The organism is Pseudomonas sp. GL-R-26, assembly GCF_019947365.1.
Classification (GTDB): Bacteria; Pseudomonadota; Gammaproteobacteria; order Pseudomonadales; family Pseudomonadaceae; genus Aquipseudomonas.
The window spans coordinates 247,153-273,181 of record NZ_JAGYGI010000002.1 but is presented as its reverse complement, the minus strand read 5'-3'; the positions used below and the strand labels follow the sequence as shown (position 1 = coordinate 273,181).

The following is a 26,029-nucleotide window of genomic DNA, read 5'->3' as shown; positions in this document are numbered from 1 at the left end:
CCGACCGCCACGATCAAAAATTATAAAAAGGCCCGCCGCGAGAAATCGTGGGCGGGCCTTTTTGTTTTCGTCATGAAAAAAGAGCGCGATAGCGCCGTTTCGGCCGTTCGACACAGCGCGTATCAACCGGAAATAAGGAAAAGAACAAAATGTTGAACAAGCGAATCAGCCTGATCGCTCTGGGGATGTTGAGTGCGACACAGGCCATGGCGAACGACCAGGCCGAATCCAAGGGTTTTGTTGAAGACAGCAGCCTCAAAGTGCTGCTGCGCAATGCTTACATGAACCGTGACTACAAAGACGGCAACCCGGATAAGTCCGAGTGGGGCCAGGCGGCCATTGGCACGTTCTCGTCCGGCTTCACCCAAGGCACCGTCGGTGTGGGTGTGGACGCTTTCGGGTTGTACGCACTGAACCTGGAGCGCAGCGAAGACCGTAGCGGCGCGCAAGGCATCGATTTCTTCAAGAAGGGCGACAGTGGCCAGCCGGCGGACGATCTGTCCAAGGGCGGCGCAGCAATCAAGTTCCGCCTGTCCAGCACCACCCTGACCTACGGCGACCAGATGCCGGCCCTGCCGGTGCTGAACTACGACAACTCGCGCCTGCTGCCGGAAAGCTACACCGGCACCTTGATCACCTCCAAAGAGATCAAAGGCCTGCAACTGGACGCCGGGCGCTTCACCGCCGAATCGCGCAAAAGCGCCGAAGGCCGTGACAGCGGTGGCTTGAAATCGATCAACGTACTGGGCGGTAGCTACCAGTTCACCGAGCAATTCAAGGCCGCGCTGTACGCTTCCGACGTCGAAGACGTGCTGAAGAAGCAATACGTGAACGCCAACTACGTGTTCCCGATCGACAAGGATCAGTCCCTGACCCTGGACTTCAACGGCTACCGCACCAAGCTGGAAGACTCCTACGTCGGCGAAAACGGTATCACCGGCGACGACAACAAGATCTGGAGCCTGGCGGCCACCTTCATCACCGGCCCGCACTCGTTCACCCTCGCACACCAGCGCAGCACGGGCGACAGCAACCTGGGCTACGCCTACGGCGGCTACCAGAAAGACCAGGGTCGCGTCGGCGACGGTGGCAACACCATCTACCTGGCGAACTCCTACTGGTCCGACTTCAACGCCGAAGACGAACGCAGCTGGCAAGTGGGCTACGGCCTGGACTTCAGCACCTTCGGTGTACCGGGCCTGAGCTACAACGTGGCCTACGTGCGCGGCGACAACATCACCACGTCCACCAGCGAAGGTGGCACCGAGCGCGAGATCTTCAACCAGATCAAATACGTCGTCCAAAGCGGCCCGGCCAAAGACCTCAGCGTGAAACTGCGCAGCTCGGTCCTGCGCGTGTCGCAGAAGTCGAGCGAGTACAACGTCAGCGGCAACGAAGTGCGTGTGTTTGTGGATTACCCGATCAATATTTTCTGATGATGGGTTGTGGTATCGAGGCCTGATCACAGGCTGAGAAAGGAAAAGCCCCGACTGGTTCGGGGCTTTTTTGTGGGCATAAAAAAGCAACCGATAAGGCTGCTTTTAAAAGAGGTCTCACCCGGGCGCTGATTTTCAGGTCATCAACGGGGTTCCTAACGCCGACTATCGCCACCTGATGGCAGTCGGTTTCGCGCTCTTGGTTCGATTCTCTGACAGCAGTGGCGCTTACGTCAATCCGTATGGCAACCCACTCGTTATGTGTGGACTGCCAGCGTTTAGACTTTTTTCGCTTTGCGTTTGGAGTCCCCGAAGCTTGATCGAAAAGCAAAAAGGCCCCGCTGATTCGTAATGCTGTTCACTTAAGCGCGGTGCTTCAGGCACACCTACTTTTGTGGCGAGGGAGCTTGCTCCCGCTGGGCTGCGTAGCGGCCCCAAAAATGTGACAACAATGCCATTTTTTGTGAGTGCTACGCACTCAAGCGGGAGCAAGCTCCCTCGCCACGGGTTCAGTGTCGGCCGTAAGTGAACAGCATTACCGCTGATTCGGGGCTTTTTTAAGCTTGCAGCTCAGATCATGGCGCGACATTGCTGACTCGGTTGTTGCATGGTGCATCAAGCACCTTCACCACATCATCGATGATCGCCTTACTCATATCCTGCAAAAAATGCGACGCCCAGGCGTGCCGATCAGTATCGCGAACCATGGCCGCGTCTGATGCGAGCAGTTTGGCAACATGGAGTAGATCGGAAGCGTGGTAGAGCGCCTGGATAACCGGAACGCCAGCGTTGACGCGAAACAGCGGTTCGTTGGCGTGGAAGGAGAAGTGGGTGAGGCCGATGGTTTTCAGATCTTGGGGATTGGTCATTGGACACCTCCGCTGGTTGGGAGGAATTGAGTATTTGCATGCCTTCGACGAAGGGCCGGCGTTGGTACAAAGAACGTGAAAACACAGACTTTGGACGAATCAATTTTATACATGGTCTAGCTCCTATCGTTGAGGAACTGCCACGAACCGTCGCCAAACGATTATGGGTGGCAGCTGTGCGCAGGTTGGCGAACCGGGACAATAGGAACCCGGCAGACCCAAAGGTCTCCCGCGCACAGCTACCATAACGGGAAAATACGAGCGAAAAAAAACGCCAGCAATCGTTATGGTGGCGCCTGTGCGCCTATTGTTTGGGTCGGGTCGCCAAACCCGGTCGCTGATTTTGCAGCGATGTGGGCAGCCTAGCGTGGGGCAGGGCGATTCGCAACCTACGATCTTGGCCAACAGGGCTTGTTAATTCATTACGCCACGTAACGAATGAAGTTCCCGCCCCCACCTTTATCCCCTCCCGCCAACCCCATACATTCATCTCCAACGCCTCTCCCATCATCCCGACGGGAAGGTCACTGGAGTTTCCCTCATGCCTTTCGTAACCGTACGCATCACCCGCGATGGCGTTACCACTGAGCAGAAAGCTCAGGTCATTGCCGAGATCACTGAAACACTGGAACGCGTCCTCAATAAACGCCCTGACCTGACCCACATCGTGATCGAGGAAGTCGACACCGATAACTGGGGTTACGCCGGCATCACCACCACCCAGTACCGCAAGCAACTGGCCGAGGCGGAGGGGAAGTCATGACGTCCTCCGTCACCATCGATTTCATTTCCGATGTGGTGTGCCCCTGGTGCGCACTGGGGGCGACGGCGCTGGAGCAAGCGATCGAAAACGTGGCCGGGGAAGTCTCGGTCGAGCTGACCTACAAGCCGTTCGAGTTGAACCCGGATATGCCGGCCGAAGGTGAGCAAGCGGTCGAGCACTTGATGCGTAAGTACGGGAGAACGGCCGACGACGTCGCCGCCGGCAAGGCCATGCAAATCGCTCGCGGCGAGGCCATCGGCTTCAAGTTCGATCTGGAGAAACGCACGCATTTCTACAACACCTTCGATGCGCACCGTTTGTTGCTGTGGGCGTTGCAGGAAGGCCGGCAGGTCGAGCTGAAGAAGGTGCTGCTACAGGCCTACTTCAGCGAAGGCCAGAACCCGAGTGATCACTCGACGCTGGTGCGCCTGGCGACTGAAGCGGGGCTGGATGCGACAGGGGCGAGAGAGGTGCTGACGTCCGACGCATTTGCCAGTGAAGTGCGAGAGCTTGAAATGTATTACCGCCAGCACGGCATCAACTCGGTCCCAGCCATGGTGCTGAACGGTCGCTACCTGGTGTCCGGTTCGCAATCGGTCGAGTACTACGAACAGATGTTGCGACAAATGGCGAACCCCCCGGCCGAAGCCTGATTACAGATTTTCTACCCCATTCTTTATTGTCAGAGGTCTTCATCATGAGCATTTCGAAAAAAGTTATCGTAATCACCGGCGCATCCCAAGGTCTCGGCGACGGTATGGTCAAAGCCTTTCGTGAACTCGGTTACCGGATCGTCGCCACATCGCGCTCGATCAAACCATCCACCGATCCGGACATTCACACCGTGGCTGGTGACATCGGCGAACCGGAAACCGCCCAGCGTGTCATCCGTGAAGCGATTTCCCGTTTCGGTCGCATCGACACCCTGGTCAACAACGCCGGGATCTTCATCGCCAAGCCGTTCACCGCGTACACCGCAGAAGACTACGCCAATGTGTTGTCGGTGAACGTCAATGGCTTCTTCTACATCACCCAACTCGCCATCGCCGAGATGGAAAAACAGGGCAGCGGCCACGTCGTCAACATCACCACCAGCCTGGTGGACCACGCCATCGACGGCGTGCCATCGGTGCTGGCTTCACTGACCAAGGGCGGACTCAACGCGGCAACCAAATCCCTGGCCATCGAATACGCCAAACGCGGGATCCGGGTAAACGCGGTCAGCCCGGGCATCATCAAGACCCCGATGCACGGCGAAGAAACCCACGCCGCACTGGGCAATCTGCACCCGGTCGGGCACATGGGCGAGATCGATGATATTGCACAAGCGGTCGTGTATCTGGACGGCGCCAAGTTCGTCACCGGCGAAATCCTGCACGTGGACGGTGGTCAGAGCGCGGGACACTGAACGCGATTTTTCAAAGCCCGGAAACAACGAAGCCCCTGCATTTCTGCAGGGGCTTTGTTTTGTATGGTGCGGCACCAGACGAACGGTATGCTTCGGGGAGGTCAGGTTTTCCGGGCGTCTGGATTGCGGTGGAAAATTCGGCGTACCCCAACTAATAACTATAAATAAATCAGCTAGATATGGCGTTCGGTGGAATCGAATCGGGGATTCATATGGCGTCAGACATGTTGTCGACCCATGCGTACCAGTGCAGCATGGGTAGTGAAATCAAAACTCCATTTATATGCACGGTCTTTAACCCTCCTACAGGCTTGCATTTGATAAGATTGATTGTCTGTAATGGGAGAGCAGGGTGGCTGAGGGGCCATTAACAACGATAGAAAACTAGGGAAAGTATGTATCACTTCTTTGTTACGGCGCGCAGCGGTGCTTGGGACCATGGCTTCTACCTTTATGACCGTAGCCGATTTCTTGAGTACACAAACGACAAGATCGCAGAAGCGTTCACGATTCTGACGGATAGCCATATCCAAACTCTCCTGTCATGGCCGTGCCTCTTCGCTTATGAAGGGGATGAGGAGGACGTTCGGGTCGGCATACTACGCTCGATCAAGGAGCAAGGACGTTCCATACGCATTGAATTTGAACTGAGTAGCGATATCCCCCCCATTCCGTACGCAACTATCAAACCAATCGCTTCGTTGCTGGACATCAGAGATTGGGAGATGAGTCGTACGCATTGGGCGATTAAAGATGAAGACCTTTTCGTACGGTTGCGTGAGCGCGGCCTACTGGGCGCAGGTGAGGCGGCTGGACCGGAACAAGAGCCAGCATTAGTCGACGCCCTACCGGAGGCTCCACCGTCACTCAAGGTGTCGACGGTGGGCGAGTTTATTCAGCAGGTGTTTCAGGTCCATTCGGGTGCGAGGGAGGTTTTTTATCGCGGCCATTCAAGTCGTGTCCGATACAAGCTAGAGCCATCACTGTTCAGAAAAGACGCACAAGGCAATTACCTGTACTTGGACTACGAACATACGCTGTATCGTGAACTGTTAGTCTCGAATTCTATCGACTTTCACGAGGACAACTACACTCTCGACCGACTGGTACGCATGCAACACTACTCGCTACCAACTCGGCTTCTCGACATCACATCGAATCCCTTAATTGCGTTGTATTTCGCATGCAAATCGAACCCCAATGTTGAAGGGGAGGTCATCATCCTGACAGTTGATCGGGAGCAGATTAAGTACTTTGATTCTGACACTGCAAGCTGTCTTGCGAATTTAGCTCGGCTACCAAAGGTCGATAAGGACGCCATTGATCATAGCATTGAAGACATCGACGAGTTCAATGGCCAGCTAACTCTTCGGCGACTTATCCACTTTGTCAAAGAAGAGAAGTCGTTTTTTGAGCCGCGTATCAAGCGGGAACACCTGCGCACTATCCTCTGTGTTAAAGGCAAACGCAGTAATAGTCGCATTACCTCTCAATCCGGAGCATTTTTGCTGTTTGGGCTGGACGCAGTGCTCAATGAAAGTGGCACGGAGGAAATCAGCTTGAAGCGAATTTCCGTCTCGAATAAATTCGAAATTTTGCGTCAGTTGGATCTGCTGAACATCAACGAGAGTACTGTCTTTCCGTATATCGAGAATTCGGCGAAGTACGTGGCACAAAAATACTCTTTCTCGGGAATCTCGAATGCTACGGGCCGGTCTGACAGTGCCGAGTTAGGTACATGACACGGGACAATTTAGAGAGTGCTGGCTTGCCCTTCATCTCCGAGGACTCCGAAGGTAGAGGGTGGGCAGCTTCGACCCTGCACACCAGCAATGGAATGAAAGCAACTGGCCGTGAATACGAGGTAAAATTAGGATAGTGGGAGTCATAGACGCTGACCGGCGTCGACAAAAAATGAGAAGTTTTCAAAATGGCTACTAGCCTATATATTTATCGGCCATTTTGTCGATTGCTTCCCTTCCTTATAGGCAGCTTTCGAAAAAGTGGACGTTCGCGACTGACAAAACCAAAGTTAAAAAATTTCCTAATGAGCCACATTCGCATCCAGTGAGTGGTTCTCTTAAGCAGCGTGGAGCACGTGCTTAACTTATGCCCTCTGTAGGCTTCTGCGGGGGGGACCAAATCTTAAGGGGAGGGAGCATGTCTGAATCTAAGCTGATGATCGCTGCTCGGAAAAAAAATGGGCAACTCGGCTATTTGTCCGAAGGCTACTCAATTCCTGAGTTCTTCTCGCTCATTCGCCCTATAAACAATATCAACGTACTGATGGATTTTTCCCCTTTAATTGATGTACTGCACAAGCTGCATCATCAAACTGGTAATCGGGCGCTGTTGGCAAGTTATAACGACCTGCACAATTTTTGGAGAGAGTCAAAAAGCTATAGGAAAGAATCTATCCTGATGGCTAGGGCTGAAAAGGTCAGTGAAAAATCAAGCGCCCTCATTGCCGAACTGCAAATAAGGATCGGTGATCGATATCCAGCCTTTTACGATAAAAATATCGATGAAATTCAATCCTATGTTCTTGAGCTAAAAGCAGATTGTGATATTTATATCAACACGCTGTTGTACTATATTCATGCTAAGGCCGTTCTAGAGGTAGAGTCTTTTGCTAGGGATTCTGTTCTTGTTGAGCATGGAAAATTTCTAGAGAATGTAATTCGAAAGACTTATGATAGTCTTATGTCAATTTCCAGGCATGGAGAGCAATTTATCATATTCATGGCATTCGAACGTCCTGAAGAAGCTTTGTATTTCTTGGCTTTGGAGGGCAAGTATACATCGCTAGACGAATTAAAACTTAATGCTCTAGCGCAGTGCACATCAAGAACTGTATGGGATGACTATTTCGGTAATCAGCAGATTATCTCTCTTAGTTATGCTTCGTTCAGTGATAAGTTTATTAATATAGCTATTATGCTCCGCAATCTCCTCTATAAGGCACAATCGGTAAATCATCTTATCGATAAGTTAAAGGGGGAGGGTGTCCAGTGGGATGATAGTGTTGAATCTATCCAAGCTGTGACCGATGAAATATCTATAGCTGGTGGGCGGAATCACCTTGGGCTCGGTTACTGATAAGCTCACATGAAGTCGGGCCAATGCCCTGCTCATATGCCACGTGAGCAGGGTCGTATTAGTTAGGAGCTTCGCCGTTGTTTTCAAAGCCTTTGACTGCAACCTTGCTCTCTACATCTATGTAAGAGTCGAGATGCTCGTGAGGGATGAGCAATACGTACGGCTTGACCAGTTTTGTCTTTGCGACGATATTGCTGTAGGTAGGAAACGCCCAAGAACTAATGTCTTCTCCTTCTTGACGAAAAAATCAAAAGTCAGAGTCAAGCATGAAGATTTAACTGATCACTATCCCCCACAGAGCGCTGAAGCAGTGAAATTTCACCTTGCTGAATCCCTTTCAGCAATTTAATCCCCGATAAGGCATCCATATTTGACGGTTCCACCTGCAACCAAAAATTCAATTTGCCTATTAATGATTCAATATAATAAGGATTGCGAATTTTCATTTTAGAGACATGAGAGCCATATCCATACTTTTTAATAAAGTGAAGCTCCAACTTTAAATCTCTTTTAAATGTTCTTGGCACTGCTAACATGCTGCCTGCCACAGAGAGACCAGTTACAATTCTTTGATTCGAACCAATCTGAAGCCTGGTTTTTTTATCATTTACAGCTAAACCATACTGGACAATTATTTTCGTCACAACACCGATCAGCTTGTGCGGGATATATTCACCAGAAAAAGTTAAATCATCAGCATATCGAGTGAAATTCAAATTATAGGATTTTGCAAGTAACGAAATTCGCTCATCCAGATTTTTCAATAATATATTTGTAAGGTATGGACTAGTTGATGAGCCTTGAACCAACCGACCTTCACTACAACATAGGGCGGCTAAGTAAAATGAAACATTATCAGCATATCCCAAGCTTAAAAAATAGTTCACGACCCAATTAATCGGAATGGACGGAAAAAAGTCTTTCAAATCCATCTTCATTAAACACTTCGAGTTCAAGTGCGCCGAAGCATTGCTAAAAATAGATCGGCCAGGGACAAATCCGTGCGCAGCTGAGTGCACCGGCTTATTTATAAGAATATTGTTATATATCCAATCTTGGCACATCAACATTGATGGGTAGGGGGCGCAAATTTTACGCAAACCTCCAGAGCGCTTCTTTATTTGAAACGAGCGATAAAACGCATGAGGTGCGTTAACCATCTTACGCAACTCATGTTGCTCAACGCCAATTAGGAGCGATAAATGCTCAAACTCAAAAATAACCGGAGAGGACGTTTTGCAAAGCTTCTGTATGTATGGCAGATAAGATTCTATTAACTCGCGCGAGATCCCGCGTCGTTCAAAATGCTTACGCCAAGTTTTAACAACAGCTTCATTCATAAGAACCTACAGAGGCTACCTTCTATACTTTAGCATGGTCAGATAATCTCCAGTGATAATTGCGCGAAGCGGAATTCTCGCTGGAGATTACTGCGTCAAAACGCGAAGCGTTTTGTAAGCATCATGCGTTCAGCATGCTTCACCGCTGAGCGCATGATTCTTGGTTATCGGGAACCTGACCCGGGGAGCGACTACACTCCTACGTACTAGCCTCTGCAGGCACTTTAATTATACATAAAAAAATCAACCTGGAAAGGTACCAATACTTAATAGCTCAAGATTCGGGATATAAAATTCACCATCTCGTAGGCGTGTCCCGATGAATCTCTCCGGGGCCTCACGCCATTGCCTTTTAACATTGCCCAGCCGAGGCAAATTATATTTTATCAAAGCCCTACCTGCAGCAGTAAGCCTTGCTACACCGTCTTCTTCACTAACAAATGACAAGTATAAGAGCTTTGAATAACGCTCAAAAAACAATTTCAACCCAAACTTACTTCGCCTGAAAATTGTAAATGAATCAAGAGCTCCAGACGAAGACAATAGTATATTAAGTATCTTCAAGTCAGTCATTGTTGGGCAGTAAGTATCAATGCGATCACTACTCATGCATCCCCCATAGCTCTAACGAGCACTACTTTTCGCTCAGCCCCATCTGCCTTGAATGGCCACCAAAACACAGGGAATACACTATTTGGAGTATTGGCGTTCTCTCGACAGTAAACAGCTTGTGCTCCATTATAACCCAAGCTTGGCATTTCTCTTTCCTCTCCTCCGGATATATAGCGAGGAGACAGCAATGACTCTATAGCCAGCATCCGAGCCCTATGCTCAGCAGCGGTGGGAGCGTCATAAAAGTCATCAATACCCTTTTTTATTATTTTTTGAGCTGTAACATGAACTCCTGATGCAATAAGATTATCCAACCCAGCTTGAGTAGACGACAGCGCTTTAACCCTAATTGTATAATCAGTAATGTTAGAGCCATCGAACTGAGCCTTAATTGTCTTGATCCGACCAAGCACTGTTTGACCAGACCCAATAAAGTCATCAACCAGAATAATATTATTTTGCCCTGTAGCATTATATGTCTTTAGCGCATGGGTATATCGATTGATGAGGGAGTACTTTCTCCAACCATGCCCTTCCATCAATGGCTTAAGATTATAAATAATCTCCAGCGAGCTATCTGCATTCCAGTCCGCAGACATCGCCACAACCTGAGTGTTTTCATCGCTGATACCTGGCTCCGATACAATTTCAAGAGCCAGATCAAGCATGTGCGCATGATGCATTGCTGTATCAACATACAGAAATCTATCTAACAACTCATAAATCAAGTTTCTCGACATCTCTTCTGAGCAGTCGAAATACAAAATTTCATAAAGATCGTCCAGCTTAGGTATCAACCAAGGCTGCTTAAGCACAAGCTTTGACACTAAAACAAACGAATCTTTATTCATAATACTTTCACACTATCTGCCCTGTGAAACGAAGATTAAAATCTGAATATCAACTTATCTACTTTTGAAACCTTGAAAAAAAGCAGTGGCAATACGCTATATTAGAATCGACGTACAACGCAACCATATTTTCGCCGACTCACTGAGAGTCAAGGCGTGGTGCCACAGGTAAAAGGTTTTTGCGGTGCACTGCATGTCGGTCAGGGGTTCTAGGCGGGTCATTTTTTGCAATTCGAACACCTGGTGTGAGCTGAACTCTCCGAGGTGGTTTTGCACGACTTGGTACAGTGTGACCGGGTTGCCGTTGACCTTGTTGAAGGCTTCTACGTTTCGCTGCCTGAGCCCGTATGAAGTAGATCGTGGCACCGCCGGCTAAGACTTCGATGCGGCAGGCACGGAGCCAACTCTGTGGGCTGAGCATTAAAAATGCTGCAAAGGTAGGTGAGAGCGTGCGGGGAGCGCTTCACGCGATCAGCGAAACGCAGGTCATATCAAACACGGCCGGGCTCGAGTGAAGGGATTGGACCTTATCTAACCGGCAGCCATCGGTCCGGGCTGTGTGAAAACGTTTTAGAGCACGTTTGATAGTCGGAGCAGGAGCGAAAATCCCATTCCTATGTAGATTTAAGGTCTGCCAACTAACCAAATGCTGGCAGATATTACGTAACAACGCTTTCAGTATGCGATGCTGCTTGGCAAAGAATCGAACTACGATTGGGAGCGAGGCGGTGGTGGGAGCCGTTCAGGGGGATGCCTGTCGAGTCAACGCGAATCGTGGAAAATTACCGCTTGAGGTCGAAAACAGTCCTTCCTGGCAGGCAGCTATCGACCCAGGCTGTGTGAAAACGTGTGCACCGTTTTGTAGTCTGCGTTGCTACGTAAAATCTGCCAGCGCTTGGTTGGTCAGCAGCTCTAAAAATTGCATAGGATCGTGTTTTTCGTTGCGGTCCTGGTAAAGTTACCAAATTTTAATATTTAATCGTGACTCGATCTGGGCTTTGTCGATATTTATAAATATATCCTTTCTGTTTCCTGACTCGTATGTCACAAGGGATAATACTTCCCGATCTAAGTTGGAACACTCCAAAATTAGACTTCTTTCGAGCAGCGAAAGAAACTTTCTAAAATTCTTTTTGATTTTGAGATGGTCCGACAATGTATCCCATCCTTCGATAATGGTTTCGGTGGCCATTACGGCGGACTGTACCGGGCTGAGACTAGGTTTAGCAGCGATGAACGGCAAGTGCTGCATTCCATGTTGAGATACGGAAGCCATAAACTTAGAGATATTAGCAAATTTCTCTAAACTGGCTTCTTGACTTTTGACTTTTTGTATAAAGGGGAAAAATTCTGCAGCCAAACGCTCGGATGCGTTATGAACTACATGGTAATGAAGAGAAGTCGGTTCCGAGACTATGATGAGAGGAGCGATATCCAGATTGGAGTCGAAAAAGGTTCGGACCAAAAAATTTGTAGGATGTACGTCGGCACTAATTTCCTTGTCGTAGGTGATTGTACTACTGCTAATAGAGGTGAGTTTGCTGAGGTCTGCAAGGAATGTAGCGTATTCCATCTTTTTTTCTCGTAAAGGACTGTTAACGTTTCGCGGCTGGTATGGCAATGATGCCATGTTATGCGGAATTGCGATGCAGATTGGTGCTACGACGCCACGCTAGCTTATCAATGCGCATACATGCCGCCGTTGAAGGCGATCTCGTCTTGGGGGGGGCGCTATTCGCAGTGTACTTGTGCCCTTACTGCGGTGGCCAAGGCAACCTCGGTATTTGACGCAATAGTACGGCAGCCAGGGACAGCTGCTTACTTAGGAGCGAGGATGGGCACCTTGGGTCTTTGCGAAATGTGAAGCCGAACAGCTGCTTCTGGCCGGTTGTTGCCCTTCGCCTCCAGGTTGAATTGCCAGGGTTTTCCTAAGCGAAGAGTGAGTAAATGCACGGTCAGCAGATAGTAGTAGCGTGTCGATTCAGCGTGCTGGTTCATGTGACGGTTTAGAAACCATGCGAGATGCTTTCGCTGCCAAGTCCATGGATTATCTTTGTTCCAGCGCTTAGATATCTCCGCTTGAATAGCCTTCGCTTGGCGAAGGTGACGCTGGCGCGTGGTATGCGACCCGGTGAGTACGCCCGCTAGGAACAGCTCTATATCGAATGGCTTGCTCATTGTCGACCACCAATGTAGGCCGATATCACGTCGATTCGACCATGCCCCAGTTCATAACTGATTTGTGAGCGTGCCTCTCGGTCAAATCGCAGATCTAGTTGGCTGCATCTGCCGCCGTTGATAGGCGCTAGGTGACAGGTGATCTGCTCATAGCGTTCGCAGGCGTAAGCCGCGCGCAATTCGTGGAAGCCTTTGAGGTTGTGCTGATGCAGGATGTCCCGTGCGGGGCGGACGACTCCCTGCAAGAAATCGAGGTAGCGTTCGTTCGGTGCAAGCAGGTTGCGGCTATCGTCGGGCGAGACCTTTTCGGCAAACCTCAGGGCGTCACGAATATGATCATTTACCGTAATCCAACGAGGTGCTGACGCGCCTGAACGGCCACCTTTGGTGCCGTCCTGGATGTTGATCTTGGCTTCCCGTTTTAGACGCGGAAGGTCGGCCAAAATCGCCTCGCGCAAGCGCATACCGGTGGCTCGCGCTAACTGAGCGATGGCCGCGGCGCGCGGCTGCTGGTTTTCGCAAAGCACCTCTACGATCCGCGTCACCTGTTCGCGGTCTTGGCCCTGCGGAGATGCTGTGCGGACACTTGTGCGCCGCATTCCCAGCGCCTTACTCGCGCTCGGCACTTTCACATACTGATCGCCGCGAAGCGCGGCTATGGTTCGGTTGACGCTGGACAATCGGTTTTGCGCAGTCGCGATGGCAAGCTCACCATGTTCAACTTGTTTGCGCAGATACCCGGCATAGCTCAATTGCCGCCCATAGCCAAAATTGCGTCCATCTCGCCTGCCTACCAGTGCCATGATCGAACTCCTCTCGAAGCCAAACTTTTAAAACCATCCCCACGTCATCCCGCCACGGATGTTGAGTGTTATCAGGGATCAAGGCCCCTGCGGCCTGTGAGGGTTGTCCACTAACGCGGGACTGGCGGCTCTTTACGACCGGGAGCTTGGGCATCTCATGATCTGGCCCCCTGAGCACTTCCGAGGAAGTGGGCGGGTGGAGGCTGCGCTGGCTGACGAGACCAACGCCGCGTGATCCTGAGCCGGGTGAAGGCAGCGATGCGATGACCGGGGCGTGCCTGACTGTCAGTCAGGTGCAGTCCATTCCGTGGGCTGCGGCACCATCATCGGCATTGCTGTTGCTGGTGACTTCGGTGTTTGTCACGCCGATTGTCACGAGGGGGAATGCCGCGATGCCTTGTACGAGGTGGGCTGCAGCAGTGGTAGGAGCGCCCGTCTCTTTCCGGGAGAAAGAGACGGGCGCAGGTTGGCGCAGTGAAATGGCCAAGCGGATAGGTTGCTGCAGGGCAGCTGGGTAGGGGGATGTATTTGCCGCAATGGCAACGATCTGAAGTAGGCATCCATCACTCGGTGAGTGACCGTGCGAGCCGCCGGACGCTAATCGCACTTTGGGAGAACCACCACGGTGTGGCGTAGCCTCAAAGGTTCTGGCTACCTGGGGTTGCTGTCAACGACAGCGCTTTGCCCGATCTTTTCTACGCCTGTGGATAATTTGGGTCAAGGCTCGAATTTTCGGGGATTCTGCGGCTGTGGATGAAATTATCCACCAGTGGAAATCAGTAGTTTTCCACAGACAGTTTGCATAGGTTTTATATTTTTTAAATGAGGTCCATCCAAGCAGGGCGGCTTTGCAGCCCCGCTTGGATGGACCCGCGTGGAAGGGCGGACAACGGTGATCTCACAGGCTTACCCACGTTTGGATGCGCCACGGCTATTTTGTAGGGCCGTGATGTTGTCGCCGACTGGGTGAGCGAATTCGTGGGGTGTCACATGCCCCTGGCGGTTGGCGTCGATGTAGTTGCTCCACCACGCCATGATCAGCCTGCGCTGTTCGAGGAATTCGGCCTTGTGGATATAGGCGGCGCGCACGCGGTTACGTTCCTTGTGGCTCATTTGCCGCTCGATGGCGGCGTCTGTCCACAGTCCTGACTCCAGCAAGGCGCTACAGGCCATGGTTCTGAAGCCATGGCCGCACACATCCTTGGCGGTGTCATAGCCCACGTTGCGCAGCACAGAGTTAACCGTGTTCTCGGACATGGGCTTCCAGTACTTGTGGTCGCCCGGTAGCACCAACTCTGAAAAGCGACTGAGGCTACGCAGGCGCTCCAGTATTTCGATGACCTGCGGCGATAGCGGAACCATTTGAATGTCGCCGTTCATCTTGGTCCCCCGTGTGGAGTTGCGTACCCCTTCAATCGGTGCGCGCGTATCGGGGATTTCCCACATGGCGCGTTGGAGGTCGAACTCACTCCATCGGGCGAAGCGCAGTTCGCTAGAGCGGACGAATACATGCAACGTCAACAGGACGGCGAGGCGGGTCAATTCGCGACCATGGTAGTTGTCGATGCGGTGTAGCAGTTCGGGCAGGCGATTGAGGGAGAGGGCAGGGCGGTGGACTGTACGCGGTGCGTGAATCGAGCCTGCCAGATCCAGCGCAGGGTTCATGGTGATTTGCCGAGCCCTTTTGGCACCGCGCATGATAGTGGATAAGTAGTTCTGCACCCTGAGCGCCACATCCATGGTGCCGCGTTCCTTGATGCGCTGGGTGATCTCTAGCAGGTCGTGGGTATCGAGTTCAGCGATGGGTCGTTGGCCGATCAACGGGAAGACGTGGGTACGCAGTCGGCTCATCACGGTTTTTGCGTGTCCTTCGGTCCAGCGACGGGACATGTCGGCGTGCCACTCCAGAGCAACGGTTTCGAAAAGCAGTGCCGCCCGCTGGGCTACGATCTTGGCCTTCTTCTTTTCTTCCATTGGGTCGAGGTTGTCGAGCAGCAACGCCTTGGCTTCGTCTCGCTTACGTCGTGCGACGGAAAGGGTAACGATGGGGTAATTGCCGATGATGAGCGTACCTTCCTTGCCGCTGGGCTTGGTGTACTTCAAGCGCCAGGTCTTCACGCCATTGGGTTTGACGAAAAGGTACATGCCTCCGCCGTCGAACAGCTTGTAGGCGCGTTCGCGGGTTTTGGCGGTGCGGCATTGCAGGTCGCTGAGGGGGATCGCTAGACGTGGCATAGGGGTACGCGCTCCTGACCGGAAAATCGCAGTACCCCTAACATACCCTCGGGGAAGGGGGATTTTGTTGGATCCCGACAGAGGGTCCTGGAACGAAAAAACCCGCCAAAGGGCGGGTTTTCGGGGCTTCCAGAGCATTCAGTGGAATGCAATGGAGCCTAATGTGGTGCCGGCACCAGGAATCGAACCCGGGACCTACTGATTACAAGTCAGTTGCTCTACCATCTGAGCTATACCGGCGTGTCAGGGCGACGATTATAGCGATTGGCTGGCTTCTGTAAACCCCTGAATTTTGACTATTTTTGTTCGGGCTTCAGGTCAGGTGCGCAGCAGGGTTTTCTTGAGTTTCTGAATGGCTTGCCAGGTTCGACTGTTTTGCATCGCGCGCAGCTGTGCTTCGGCCTGTTCGGCGCGTTGCAGGGCGGCGGCGAGTTGGTGTTCGGCGTCGCTGACGGGGTGGCTGAAGTTGTGGCCTTTGCAGAACTGGAACTCGTCCAGGTTGCACGGCGGGATGTCGAAGGCGGGTTTGAGGTTCAGGTGTTCTTCGGCGAGGTAGTAGGTGTTGATGCCGTCGAACAGGATGGAGTGGTAGCCGGCGTCGGTGACGAGGGTTTCCCAGGCCTGGTCGCGGGCCCAAGGGGTTTCGATGAGGATCACCCATGGCCGCCATTGGCTGAAGTCCATGCCGCGCAGGACGGTTTCTTCGTGGCCTTCGACATCGATTTTCAGGAAGTGAATGGCGCGGCCCAGGGCGTGTTCTTCGCAGATGGAGGTCAGGGTGCGGGACTTGATCGTTTGACTGCGCACGTCCATGCCGGCGTCTTTGTGCAGTTTGGCCATGGCCGGCTCGAGGGTCGAGAGGCCGGTGCCGGCGATGCCGTAGAAGGTCAGGTCGTCAGCGCTTTCCCCGGCCGCGCATTGCAGGTTGGTGTCTTTGGGACGTTGCTGGCACAGGGCTTCGTAGTAGTTGGGCATCGGTTCGACGTTGATGCCGGTCCAGCCGTTGTCGTAGAACGCCCTGGTGACAGAGTCATGGGTGGGATCATTTGCCCCAACGTCGATGTAGAAGCCGTTCTCGACGGTTTTGAGGGCGCGCCACAGGCGTATGTCTTCGAAATTCTGTGCGTAGGAAATGAACGTCACTGGCGCATCCTGTCGGAGGAATGTTCTTGTTCGTGGCCGCGCTGCCGGCGCCCTTGCCTGTGTGTATATCAAGAGTGATGAAAGGGTGCAATTTCCCCTGTCTGCGGTCCGGGATTAGGCGTTTATGTCGTTTTGATTAAATGCTTATGCACATTGCAATTGGCGGCGCACTGGGTTTAGGCCGATTTTGTGGATCTGTTCTCATTTGTCCGCAAATGCCTGTTTTTTCGATTTTTTATGTGGGTGTACAAAAAATGAACAGTGCGGTTTTTGCCCTGAAACTGGCATGAATATTGGATCCATGATAATTCCATCAACAGAGTTATCCACAGGTCGGATGCGTTTAGGCGCGTTCGGCCAGGAGCAGGAAATTACGCGGCGTGAGCGGGGTTTCGCAGAAGGTGCCGACGCGGACGCTGTAGCCCTGCTCGGCGAGGAAAAGTGCCCGGTCAAGGACCAACCAAAGCTCCAGCGGGCGTCGGAAAAGTCCGCGCAGTAGTTCAAGGTTGCGCACTTCGGCCAGTCGCTGCCAGCCGGCAGCTTCGAGACTTGGCCAATCTTGCGGGCCGATTGTGGATAACTTCTTGAGTGCGGCCAAGTGATGGCAGTAATCGGTGAAGGGTTTGTCCAGCCAGGCGCTGGGCAGGGAAGGGGTTGGCAGGTACTCGTCCAGGCCACGCAGTTGCCGTTGCAGCAAGTCGAAGCCCAATCGTCGGGCCATGGAGGTGTCGCGTTGACGTCGCACGCGGGCGCCGGCGGTAACGGTTTCGCTCATGGGCAACGCGAGGTCGTCGAGGGAAAGCTGTAGGCTGGAGCCTTTGGTGACCGAGGAAATCGGCGAGTATTGGGCAAGACTGATCCGGTTGTAGCAGCACGGCGCAATGGCGAGCTGTTTGCAGCCCGTGGCGCTGGCGAGTTGAATCAACCGCACATGCAAATCACCGCAGGCGTGAAGCGCGACGGGCGTGTGATGCGCACTCAGTAGGCGAGCTGCGTCTGCCGCGAGCACATCCTGTTCGATATGCAGAGCATGCAGGTGATGGTGTTGGCTGAGTGCCTGGCCGCTGGTTACCAGTACCGGGTCGTATTCCAGGCACGTCAGTTGTTGCCCCGGTTGCAGCAGGCGGCGGCCCAAATGCCCTTTGCCTGAGCACCAGTCCAGCCAATGCTGCGGTGCTTCGGAAAACTGCAATCGACTGGCGAAGGCTTCGATCTGCTGCCATTTGCGCCCCGGTACATCGACGTTCAATCGATGGCCGGCCGCTTCGAGCGCGCGTGCGGGCAATTCATCCACGGCACTCAAGGCAACAGACATCCTGGCCAAGGAAGCAAAGGGCTCCGGTGCATTCAGGAGGGCAGGTTGGTTGTGTGCGTTTTCCGCGTCTTCCAGCGTTCGCTCGCGTAGCCATGCGGCCAGAGCAGGGTAGGACGCTTCCCAAGGTAGCTGTAGATGAGTAAACGGCCGGGGTTTCCACAGTGCCTGATGCTCTGTCAGAAAAGCATCCAGCGCTGTGAAACGGGCGAGCAGGGCCTCGCCCGTCAACACGTGGGAATCAACGCCCTTGGCAGGCATCGACGCGCAACCAGCGCTCCAGCAGCTTGAAGCCGCGCACCAGCACGTAGGCCATCACCAGGTAGAACATGCCCGCGGCGAAGAAGATCTCCACCGGCAGGTAGGTCCGGGCAATGATGGTGCGGGCCATGCCGGTCAGTTCCAGCAACGTCACGGTGCTGGCCAGGGCGCTGGCCTTGAGCATCAGGATCACTTCGTTGCTGTAGGCGGGCAGGCCGATGCGCGCGGCGCGCGGCAGGATGATGTAGAACAGCGCCTTGGGTCTGGACATGCCCAGCGCCCGTGCCGCTTCGATCTCGCCCGGTGGAATCGCCTGGATGGCGCCCCGCAGGATTTCCGCAATGTAGGCTGCAGTGTGCAGGGTCATGGTCGCCGTGGCGCACCAGAACGGATCGCGCAGGTACGGCCACATCGAACTGTTACGGATCGCGTCGAACTGCGCCAGGCCGTAGTAGACGAGGAACAGTTGAACCAGCAACGGCGTGCCACGGAAAAAGAAGATGTAGCCGTAGGGAAATGCCCGCACCCACCACAGGCGCGACGAGCGGGCGATGCCCAGTGGAATGGCCAGCAGCAATCCGGCGATCACGGCGATGGCCACCAGTTCCAGGGTCAGGGTTGCGCCCTGGGCCAGTTTCGGCAGCCATTTGATGATGACTTCCCAGTTCATTGGGTGCTCCTCGCGAAGCCGCGAGCGGCACGTTTTTCCAGGAAGTGCATGCCGGTCATCGCCAGCACCGTCAGGCTCAGGTACATGAACGCGGCCACCATATAGAAGGTGAACGGCTGCTTGGACACGGTCACGCCGATTTGCGCATGGCGCATGATTTCTTCCAGGCCGATCACCGACACCAGCGCGGTGTCTTTCATCAGGATCATGAACAGGTTGCCCAAGCCGGGCAGGGCGATGCGCCACATCTGCGGCATGATCAGCTTGGTGAAGATGCGCCACTTCGACAGGCCCAGGGCCACGCCGGCTTCACGATGGCCTTTCGGGATGGCGAGGATCGCGCCGCGAAACACTTCCGTGGCGTAGGCGCCGAAGCACAGGCCCAGCGCAATGACGCCAGCGGCGAAGGCGTTGAGTTCAAGGTCGGGGTTGCCGAAGAACTCGCCCAGGGCACGCATCAGGTTGACCGTGCCGAAGTAGATCAACAGCACCCAGAGCAATTCCGGGATGCCGCGAACCAGGGTCGAATAAGTGCCGCCAAGCCATTGCAGCGGCTTGTACGGGGAAGTCTTGGCCAAGGCGCCGAGCAGACCGAGCACCAGCCCCAGGCTCAGGGCCGAGAGTGCCAGTTTCACAGTCATCAGCGCGCCAGCGGCGAGCGCCGGGCCGAATCCGTAGAGGTCGATAATCATGGATTTCTTTTCAAATCGCGGCAGGCAAGGCCGAGAACCGGCGCCATCAGGCGCCGGTCAGGCAGGTCAGTATCAATAGATGCTGAACGGGAAGTACTTGTCGTTGATCTTCTTGTAGGTGCCGTCAGCGACGATTTCTTTGAGCGCAGTGTTCAGCTTCTCGCGGATCGGGTCCTTCTTGCGCACGGCAATACCGATCTTGTCGCTTTCTTCCACCGGGTCGCCCTTGAACTCGTAGCTACGGCCGGCGTCGCTTTTCAGCCATTCGTAGTTGACATACTTGTCGGCCAGGATCCCGTCCAGACGACCGGAAGTCAGGTCGAGGTAGGCGTTTTCCTGGGTGTCGTAGAGCTTGATGGTGATGTCGTCACCATAGTGGTCTTCCAGGAAGGTGCCGGCCAGGGTCGCGCGCTGGGCGCCGATGATCTTGCCTTTGAGCGCCGCCTTGTCGGTTTTGAAGTCGATGTCTTTCTTGGCGATGAACTGCAGCTTGTTGGAGTAGTACGGGTCGGTGAAGTCCACCGCTTGCTTGCGTTCGTCGGTGATCGACATCGAGGAGATCAGGAAGTCGAACTTCTTGGCGTTCAGGGCCGGGATGATGCCGTCCCAGTCGGAGGTCACGACGGTGCACTCGACTTTCATCTTGGCGCACAGGGCGTCGCCGATCTCTTTGTCGAAGCCGACGACATTGCCACTGGCATCTTTATTGTTGAACGGCGGGTAAGCCGCTTCGATGCCCATCTTCAGGGTTTCGGCCATGGCACCGGCGCTGAACGCCAGGGTGACGGCGGCAGCCAGGAAGACCTTTTTGTAGTTCTGCATGTGGGTAGCTCCGTTAGCGGTTGCTGGACATGAATTGTTTGCAGCGCGCCGAAAGCGGGTTTTCGAACACCTGCTGTGGCGATCCTTGCTCTTCTACCAGGCCCTGGTGGAGGAATACCACTTCGCTGGAGACCTGACGGGCGAAGCCCATTTCGTGGGTCACGAGCAGCATGGTGCGGCCTTCTTCGGCTAGCGCGCGGATGACATTAAGTACTTCCTGGACCATTTCCGGGTCAAGCGCCGAGGTGGGCTCGTCGAACAGGATGACCTTGGGCTGCATGGCCAGGGTGCGGGCGATGGCCGCGCGTTGTTGCTGGCCGCCGGACAACTGCGCCGGGTAGGCATGGCGCTTGTCGGCGATGCCGACCTTGGCCAGCAGGGCTTCGGCCACTTCGATGGCTTCGGCCTTGCTCTGGCCGAGCACGCGGCGCGGGGCTTCGATGATGTTGTCGAGCACGCTCATGTGCGGCCACAGATTAAAGTTTTGAAACACAAAACCGATTTCGCTACGCAGGCGATTGATCTGCTTGCCGTCGGCGGCCACCAGTTCACCGTTCTTCGCGGCCTTGAGCTTGAGTTCTTCGCCGGCGACCAGGATCTGGCCCTGGTGCGGGTTTTCCAGCAGGTTGATGCACCGCAGGAACGTGGACTTGCCGGAGCCGGAGGAACCCAGGATCGAGATCACATCGCCGTCGCGGGCGGTCAGCGAGATGCCTTTGAGCACCTCCAGCGAACCGTAGCGTTTGTGCAAGTTGCGGATTTCAAGCGCGGGCGCGGCCTCAGCCATGTGCGTTCCTCATATATGTTGCGCTCCTGCTGTTGGCGGCCTTCCTGGCGAGGCGGCCAACCTAGCATAGCGTTTCAATGGCAGCCAACAGCGCTACGGACGGTAAACGGCTGGTGCGTGGCAGGTTGTCGCATCGGCGCAGCAGACTGTCGCCCCATCAACAACCGAACAGCCGTTTGAACCTTGCCTGTCGATAAAAAGCGCGGTGGCTGCCGCAAAAAAAGGCGCGATGTTGCCAGCTTTGACAGGGTGTTGGAAGCGCTATCCGGCCAAATGCACCGCTTGTGCACTTTTAATGTGCGCGGAGCCATTTTCAGGTGTGTTTCCGGTGCGCTGATTCACCCCACAAAGTGGGTGGCAGGGTAACGCTCTGGCGAAGTGCCATTAAATTCAATGGGTTGCGATGACTGTCCGGTCTAAGCGAGATCGCCGGGTTAGAGGGTTTTGAAATATTTTGGCGCAATTATTGCGTGCAGAATCCAGAACGCCCCGTTGGCTTCTTTTTACGAGAAGGATTGCCGAACGGGATGCACGCATTCGCTTCTCCTTACAAAGGTAGTTTTAATGAGCAGTACCCAAAGCTCTAATGGCCTCGAACAGGGGCTCAAACCGCGCCACGTGACCATGCTGTCGATTGCCGGGGTTATCGGCGCCGGCTTGTTCGTTGGCTCGGGGCACGCCATCGCCGCTGCAGGTCCGGCTGTTCTGTTGGCTTACGCCGCCGCCGGCATGTTGGTGGTGCTGGTGATGCGCATGCTCGGCGAAATGGCCGTTGCCTCGCCGGACACCGGTTCGTTTTCGACTTACGCCGACCGCGCGATCGGTCACTGGGCCGGTTTCACCATCGGCTGGTTGTACTGGTGGTTCTGGGTGCTGGTGATTCCGCTGGAAGCCAACGCCGCCGCGACCATCCTGCATGCCTGGTTCCCTGGCGTGGACATCTGGGCCTTCGCTCTGGTCATCACGATGCTGCTGACCGTGACCAACCTCTTCAGCGTAAAGAACTACGGTGAGTTCGAGTTCTGGTTCGCCCTGATCAAGGTTGTGGCAATCATTGGTTTCATTGTGCTCGGCGTCCTGGCGATCTTCGGCTTCCTGCCGAACAGCCAGGTCAGCGGTGTTTCGCACCTGTTCGACACCCAAGGCTTCCTGCCAAACGGCATGGGCGCGGTGCTGGGTGCGATCCTGACCACCATGTTCTCCTTCATGGGTACCGAGATCGTGACCATCGCAGCCGCGGAATCGAAAGATCCGGGCAAGCAAATCTCCAAGGCCACCAACTCGGTGATCTGGCGGATCGGCTTGTTCTACCTCGTATCGATCTTCATCGTTGTGGCCCTGGTGCCATGGAACGACCCGATCCTGGCCAGCCTTGGTTCTTACCAGACTGTGCTTGAACGCATGGGCATCCCGAACGCCAAGATGATCGTCGACATTGTGGTACTGGTTGCTGTGACCAGCTGCCTGAACTCGGCGCTCTACACGTCCTCGCGCATGATGTTTTCCCTGGGCAAACGCGGCGATGCGCCGGCGATGTCTACGCGCACCAACAAAAGTGGCACGCCTTACTGGGCAGTGATGTTGTCCACTGGCGCAGCGTTCCTGGCAACATTCGCCAACTACGTGGCTCCGGCTGCCGTGTTCGAATTCCTGCTGGCCAGCTCCGGTGCCATCGCATTGCTGGTGTACCTGGTGATTGCGATTTCGCAACTGCGCATGCGTAAGCAGCGTATAGCGCGCGGCGAGAAAATCGCCTTCAGCATGTGGCTGTTCCCGGGCCTGACCTACGCGGTGATCGTCTTCATCGTCGCGGCCCTGACCATCATGCTGTTCCAGGATGCCCATCGCGTGGAAATTCTCGCGACCGGCTTGCTCAGTGCTCTGGTGGTAGCGGCCGGCTTGCTGGTGGCTCGCCGTCGCAACCTGGAAAAGCGTGGCGCGGTAGTGCTGAACTGATCCATATCGCGTAACGCAAAACGGCCGCTGTCAGAGATGACAAGCGGCCGTTTTTGTTTGAGTCGTAACCTTTACTCGGCTTTTTCTTCCGGCGCTTCCAGCGACTCGCGGTAGACATCCAGTGCAGCGCTGAAATCGGCGATGAACTGCGGCTCGCTCAGCCAGGCCTGGGCGCTCTCGCGATCCATGCCGTCGGCCCACATGCGGTAGTCGATCAGCATGTCGGCGGCCAGGTGGGTGGCGGCCATGCCTTCGTCGTCGGCGTTTTCCATGTCCAGCAGTTCTGGATGGTCGATGATGATAAAGGCCAGGTTCGTCAGCAGAACCGAGAGCATTTCGTTGCGGCTGACGGCTTCCGCGTCGCGCATTTTGCTGAACATCGCCAGGGTGTATTCCGGGATCGGTTCGGCGAGGTGGCCAAGGTCATCGTCCAGTGCGGCGGGTTTGCGGCCGTGGATATTGATCTGCTTGGCTTTGGCTTTTGCGCGCTTGGCGCGTTTCTGTTGCTTGTTCAGGGAGGCCATGGGAACTCAGTTCGGTTTCTGTTGGGTTTGCGCGGCAATGGCGTCGGACGCCGCCACGTAGTCGGCCTGGAAGGCCGGTGATTCGATCCACGCCAAGGCGCCGGCCTCGTCGGTTTCGGTCGCCCATTGGCGATACTCGATCAGCGCGGCAAGGATGAAGTCCATCGCGCCTTCCTCGCCTTCCTGTTCGTACACCAGTTCCAGCAGCGGGTCTTCGAGGAAGGCCGTGCACAGGGCTTGCTGGCTGATCTTTTCGGCGTCGATCATTTTCTTGAACAGTTCGGTCAGGTCCACCGACTCGAAGTCGATGCGATCATCGTTCGGGTCCAGTTCCACCGGCGCGGCAGCCCGCTGGGTGCGGTTCTGCTTGGCCTTGGCCTTGGCGCGGGAGGCGCGTTTGTGCTGCTTGTTGGCGGAGGCCATGGGTGTCGTTCCGTATTCGTTGAGAGGGCAAAGGGCCTAGCTGCGTGGCACTCGCCGCCCGGGGGTATCGGGGGCCAGTTCGCCGTTTTGCAGCCAGGCCAATGCAATGGGCCATAGTGTGGCTTGGTATGCGCTACGAAAAAAGGCGAAATGTCCGACTTCTTCTTCGCCGATGTCTTCGGGATGGATACGCAGGTGGGAGTTTGTGCTGCCGGTGAAGTAGCCGAGCAAGCGTTCGATGGCCGGGACAGTGCCGTAGGGGTCATCGCTGATGCTGATGGCCAGGGTTTGCGCGGTGACGCTGGCAAAGGGCAACTGCCCGGTGGTTTTGTTGATTGTGCGGCCGCTGGAGCGTTTCTCGTAGCGGGCAGTGGAGAGGCTCCAGTCACGGACCACGCCGGCGGGTGTGTCTTCCAGCCATCCGAGGCGTTTGCCCGGAAAGTAACCGTAGATCATCGTCACCAGCGGCATCAGCACATGCCACTTGCCGAACATGCGCCAGCGATGGGCCGGCGCATAGTCGCGCCAGTAGGCGAATTGCGCACCGACCGTCACCAGACGCCGGATCAGGTGCCCGGACGCCCCCAGGCCCGCTGCACAGCCGCCAAAGCTGTGGCCGACCACATCGACAGGCTGGCCAGGAAACTCGCGCTGTGCGCGCTTGAGCATCGCCTCGAAATCCAGCGTACCCCAATCGGTCCACGAGGCTTGAAGCCCCTTGAGCGATGCCGGACGCGACTCGCCGATGCCGCGGTAGTCATAGGTGATGACATCGAAGCCGTGGGCGAACAGGTAGTCGGCAAAACGTGAGTAATGCCGGCAACGGACCGACGTGGCGGCATTGATGATCACCACCGGACGAGCTGCGTCCTGAGAGGCGTGTCGCCAGGTGAAGCCACCGAGGATGAAACCGTCCGGGGCGGTTTCCTTGAACGGATTGCCGGGGGTGGTATCCGGCAGCGGCAACCCGATGCGAGTGGGGGCCAGTGGAGGCGTGTCCTGCAAACTCATCGGTGTCAGTCCTTTGCGGGTAGCTGCCAACGATAGTCCTGATGCCGTTGATGAACAATCCGTTCGCCTCAGCGCGGTTGTTGATTAGTCAATCGCTCTTCAAGTGCTGCTCGCTCCCGATCCAGTGCGTCACGCAGTTCCTCTTCACTCGGCAGGACAAGCTTGTACTTGCTGGCGAGCAATTGTTCGATCAGCGCTTGTTCGATCTCGCTTTCCTGAAGCTTGCCGGCATTGGGTAAGCCAAGAAACTCCAGTACCACCGGATCACGGATGAAATCCCGAGGGCTGGCCTTCATGTTTTGAATGTGGGTGGCGGCCTCCTGCTTGACGCTGCCGCGATCGCGGCTCGCCAGCAGGCGTTCGTAGTACAACGTATTGATCTGGCGCTCCAGCGCTCGGCTTGACCAGTTTTGGGTGGCTGATTCGTTCATGTACCAGAGACGAGCGCTGTCGTTGTCGACTCGAAGCAAGCGGCGGTAGTGGGTCCAGCTCAATTCGTGACGCAGTGCGTCACGAATTGGAAAGGCTTGATAGAACAGACGCATATACCGCAGGTTGGAAGCGTCAAATCCCTTTCCGAACTCCGCAGTTAGCACTTTGGCCAAGGTCGACAGTAACTCTTTGCCATACCTGGCCCGTCGCGCGCCGTTCTGTTCGAACTCAACGATGTGCCGGCCAATCTGCCAACAGGTCTGCACTTGAACGGTATCGACCGCCCGAAGCACCTTCTGACGTGCCTGATGGATCAATTTTCCAAGGTTGCCAAGCAGTGATGCCAGATGTGGGTCGTGAGTGTCGTGGGGTGTGAGGGTCGTCATGAGGTCTTCCGCAGCA

25 protein-coding genes and 1 tRNA gene are annotated in these 26,029 nt (G+C 54.7%); 7 read left to right on the top strand and 19 right to left on the bottom strand.

Annotated elements, in window-relative coordinates; genetic code table 11:
- The first annotated feature begins 149 nt into the window (after positions 1-149).
- Positions 150-1,436 (top strand): OprD family porin, encoded by a 1,287-nt coding sequence (locus KGA96_RS04460; RefSeq protein WP_223511792.1) that lies wholly within the window; start codon positions 150-152, stop codon positions 1,434-1,436.
- A gap of 575 nt (positions 1,437-2,011) precedes the next feature.
- Here the strand turns inward: KGA96_RS04460 and KGA96_RS04455 are convergent.
- Complete coding sequence (locus KGA96_RS04455) at positions 2,012-2,305, bottom strand: DUF3077 domain-containing protein (protein ID WP_223511790.1); 294 nt, start codon at positions 2,303-2,305, stop codon at positions 2,012-2,014.
- Between the two features lie 541 nt (positions 2,306-2,846).
- Here KGA96_RS04455 and KGA96_RS04450 point away from each other — a divergent pair.
- From KGA96_RS04450 to KGA96_RS04430, 5 genes are all read left to right on the top strand, one after another.
- A complete protein-coding gene (locus KGA96_RS04450; protein WP_007972813.1) occupies positions 2,847-3,068 on the top strand; it encodes a tautomerase family protein in 222 nt (73 codons plus the stop codon).
- A complete protein-coding gene (locus KGA96_RS04445; protein ID WP_223511788.1) occupies positions 3,065-3,721 on the top strand; it encodes a DsbA family oxidoreductase in 657 nt (218 codons plus the stop codon). Before KGA96_RS04450 ends, KGA96_RS04445 begins: the two co-directional genes overlap by 4 nt.
- A gap of 44 nt (positions 3,722-3,765) precedes the next feature.
- On the top strand, positions 3,766-4,476 hold the full coding sequence (locus tag KGA96_RS04440; protein ID WP_223511786.1) for an SDR family NAD(P)-dependent oxidoreductase: 711 nt from the start codon (positions 3,766-3,768) through the stop codon (positions 4,474-4,476).
- A 395-nt stretch (positions 4,477-4,871) separates the two neighbouring features.
- Entirely contained in the window at positions 4,872-6,218 is a 1,347-nt protein-coding gene (locus tag KGA96_RS04435) for an FRG domain-containing protein (protein ID WP_223511784.1), read from the top strand.
- 418 nt (positions 6,219-6,636) lie between these two features.
- Positions 6,637-7,575, top strand: coding sequence for a hypothetical protein (locus KGA96_RS04430; RefSeq protein ID WP_223511782.1), 939 nt, complete (start codon positions 6,637-6,639; stop codon positions 7,573-7,575).
- Between the two features lie 260 nt (positions 7,576-7,835).
- Here KGA96_RS04430 and KGA96_RS04425 read toward each other — a convergent pair whose 3' ends face one another.
- From KGA96_RS04425 to KGA96_RS04355, 14 genes are all read right to left on the bottom strand, one after another.
- Entirely contained in the window at positions 7,836-8,915 is a 1,080-nt protein-coding gene (locus KGA96_RS04425; RefSeq protein ID WP_223511781.1) for a reverse transcriptase family protein, read from the bottom strand.
- A gap of 243 nt (positions 8,916-9,158) precedes the next feature.
- On the bottom strand, positions 9,159-9,524 hold the full coding sequence (locus KGA96_RS04420; RefSeq protein WP_152644241.1) for a hypothetical protein: 366 nt from the start codon (positions 9,522-9,524) through the stop codon (positions 9,159-9,161).
- On the bottom strand, positions 9,521-10,378 hold the full coding sequence (locus tag KGA96_RS04415; protein ID WP_223511773.1) for a hypothetical protein: 858 nt from the start codon (positions 10,376-10,378) through the stop codon (positions 9,521-9,523). Before KGA96_RS04415 ends, KGA96_RS04420 begins: the two co-directional genes overlap by 4 nt.
- A 958-nt stretch (positions 10,379-11,336) precedes the next feature.
- Positions 11,337-11,951: a hypothetical protein gene (locus KGA96_RS04405; RefSeq protein WP_223511771.1), complete on the bottom strand. Its 615-nt coding sequence runs from the start codon at positions 11,949-11,951 to the stop codon at positions 11,337-11,339.
- Between the two features lie 245 nt (positions 11,952-12,196).
- Positions 12,197-12,556 (bottom strand): hypothetical protein, encoded by a 360-nt coding sequence (locus KGA96_RS04400; protein WP_045057709.1) that lies wholly within the window; start codon positions 12,554-12,556, stop codon positions 12,197-12,199.
- Complete coding sequence (locus tag KGA96_RS04395) at positions 12,553-13,359, bottom strand: integrase domain-containing protein (RefSeq protein WP_223511769.1); 807 nt, start codon at positions 13,357-13,359, stop codon at positions 12,553-12,555. Before KGA96_RS04395 ends, KGA96_RS04400 begins: the two co-directional genes overlap by 4 nt.
- A gap of 906 nt (positions 13,360-14,265) precedes the next feature.
- Positions 14,266-15,594, bottom strand: coding sequence for a tyrosine-type recombinase/integrase (locus KGA96_RS04390; RefSeq protein ID WP_223511767.1), 1,329 nt, complete (start codon positions 15,592-15,594; stop codon positions 14,266-14,268).
- Between the two features lie 164 nt (positions 15,595-15,758).
- Positions 15,759-15,834: transfer RNA gene (locus KGA96_RS04385), tRNA-Thr, on the bottom strand.
- 78 nt (positions 15,835-15,912) lie between these two features.
- On the bottom strand, positions 15,913-16,737 hold the full coding sequence (locus tag KGA96_RS04380; protein ID WP_223465555.1) for an FkbM family methyltransferase: 825 nt from the start codon (positions 16,735-16,737) through the stop codon (positions 15,913-15,915).
- A 343-nt stretch (positions 16,738-17,080) separates the two neighbouring features.
- Positions 17,081-18,310 carry a methyltransferase gene (locus tag KGA96_RS04375; protein WP_223511765.1) on the bottom strand — a complete coding sequence of 410 codons (1,230 nt, stop codon included), beginning with the start codon at positions 18,308-18,310 and terminating at the stop codon, positions 17,081-17,083.
- Positions 18,291-18,980 carry an ABC transporter permease gene (locus KGA96_RS04370; protein WP_008046525.1) on the bottom strand — a complete coding sequence of 230 codons (690 nt, stop codon included), beginning with the start codon at positions 18,978-18,980 and terminating at the stop codon, positions 18,291-18,293. The genes KGA96_RS04375 and KGA96_RS04370 overlap by 20 nt, the downstream gene beginning before the upstream one ends.
- On the bottom strand, positions 18,977-19,672 hold the full coding sequence (locus tag KGA96_RS04365; protein WP_046040843.1) for an ABC transporter permease: 696 nt from the start codon (positions 19,670-19,672) through the stop codon (positions 18,977-18,979). The genes KGA96_RS04370 and KGA96_RS04365 overlap by 4 nt, the downstream gene beginning before the upstream one ends.
- A 72-nt stretch (positions 19,673-19,744) precedes the next feature.
- Positions 19,745-20,494: an ABC transporter substrate-binding protein gene (locus tag KGA96_RS04360; RefSeq protein WP_046040845.1), complete on the bottom strand. Its 750-nt coding sequence runs from the start codon at positions 20,492-20,494 to the stop codon at positions 19,745-19,747.
- Positions 20,495-20,507: 13 nt separating this feature from the next.
- On the bottom strand, positions 20,508-21,281 hold the full coding sequence (locus KGA96_RS04355) for an ABC transporter ATP-binding protein (protein WP_046040846.1): 774 nt from the start codon (positions 21,279-21,281) through the stop codon (positions 20,508-20,510).
- Positions 21,282-21,845: 564 nt separating this feature from the next.
- On the opposite strand from KGA96_RS04355, the gene gabP reads away from it, so the two are divergent.
- The gene (gabP, locus tag KGA96_RS04350; protein ID WP_046040847.1) at positions 21,846-23,237 is read left to right on the top strand and encodes a GABA permease; all 1,392 of its coding nucleotides are present in this window, start codon (positions 21,846-21,848) and stop codon (positions 23,235-23,237) included.
- A 71-nt stretch (positions 23,238-23,308) separates the two neighbouring features.
- Here gabP and KGA96_RS04345 read toward each other — a convergent pair whose 3' ends face one another.
- The 4 genes from KGA96_RS04345 to KGA96_RS04330 form a co-directional block, all read right to left on the bottom strand.
- The gene (locus KGA96_RS04345) at positions 23,309-23,761 is read right to left on the bottom strand and encodes a hypothetical protein (RefSeq protein ID WP_223465558.1); all 453 of its coding nucleotides are present in this window, start codon (positions 23,759-23,761) and stop codon (positions 23,309-23,311) included.
- Between the two features lie 6 nt (positions 23,762-23,767).
- On the bottom strand, positions 23,768-24,184 hold the full coding sequence (locus tag KGA96_RS04340; protein WP_046040850.1) for a hypothetical protein: 417 nt from the start codon (positions 24,182-24,184) through the stop codon (positions 23,768-23,770).
- 36 nt (positions 24,185-24,220) lie between these two features.
- Complete coding sequence (locus KGA96_RS04335; protein ID WP_223511763.1) at positions 24,221-25,195, bottom strand: alpha/beta fold hydrolase; 975 nt, start codon at positions 25,193-25,195, stop codon at positions 24,221-24,223.
- Between the two features lie 68 nt (positions 25,196-25,263).
- Positions 25,264-26,013 (bottom strand): DUF1016 N-terminal domain-containing protein, encoded by a 750-nt coding sequence (locus KGA96_RS04330; protein WP_046040854.1) that lies wholly within the window; start codon positions 26,011-26,013, stop codon positions 25,264-25,266.
- Between the last annotated feature and the right edge of the window lie 16 nt (positions 26,014-26,029).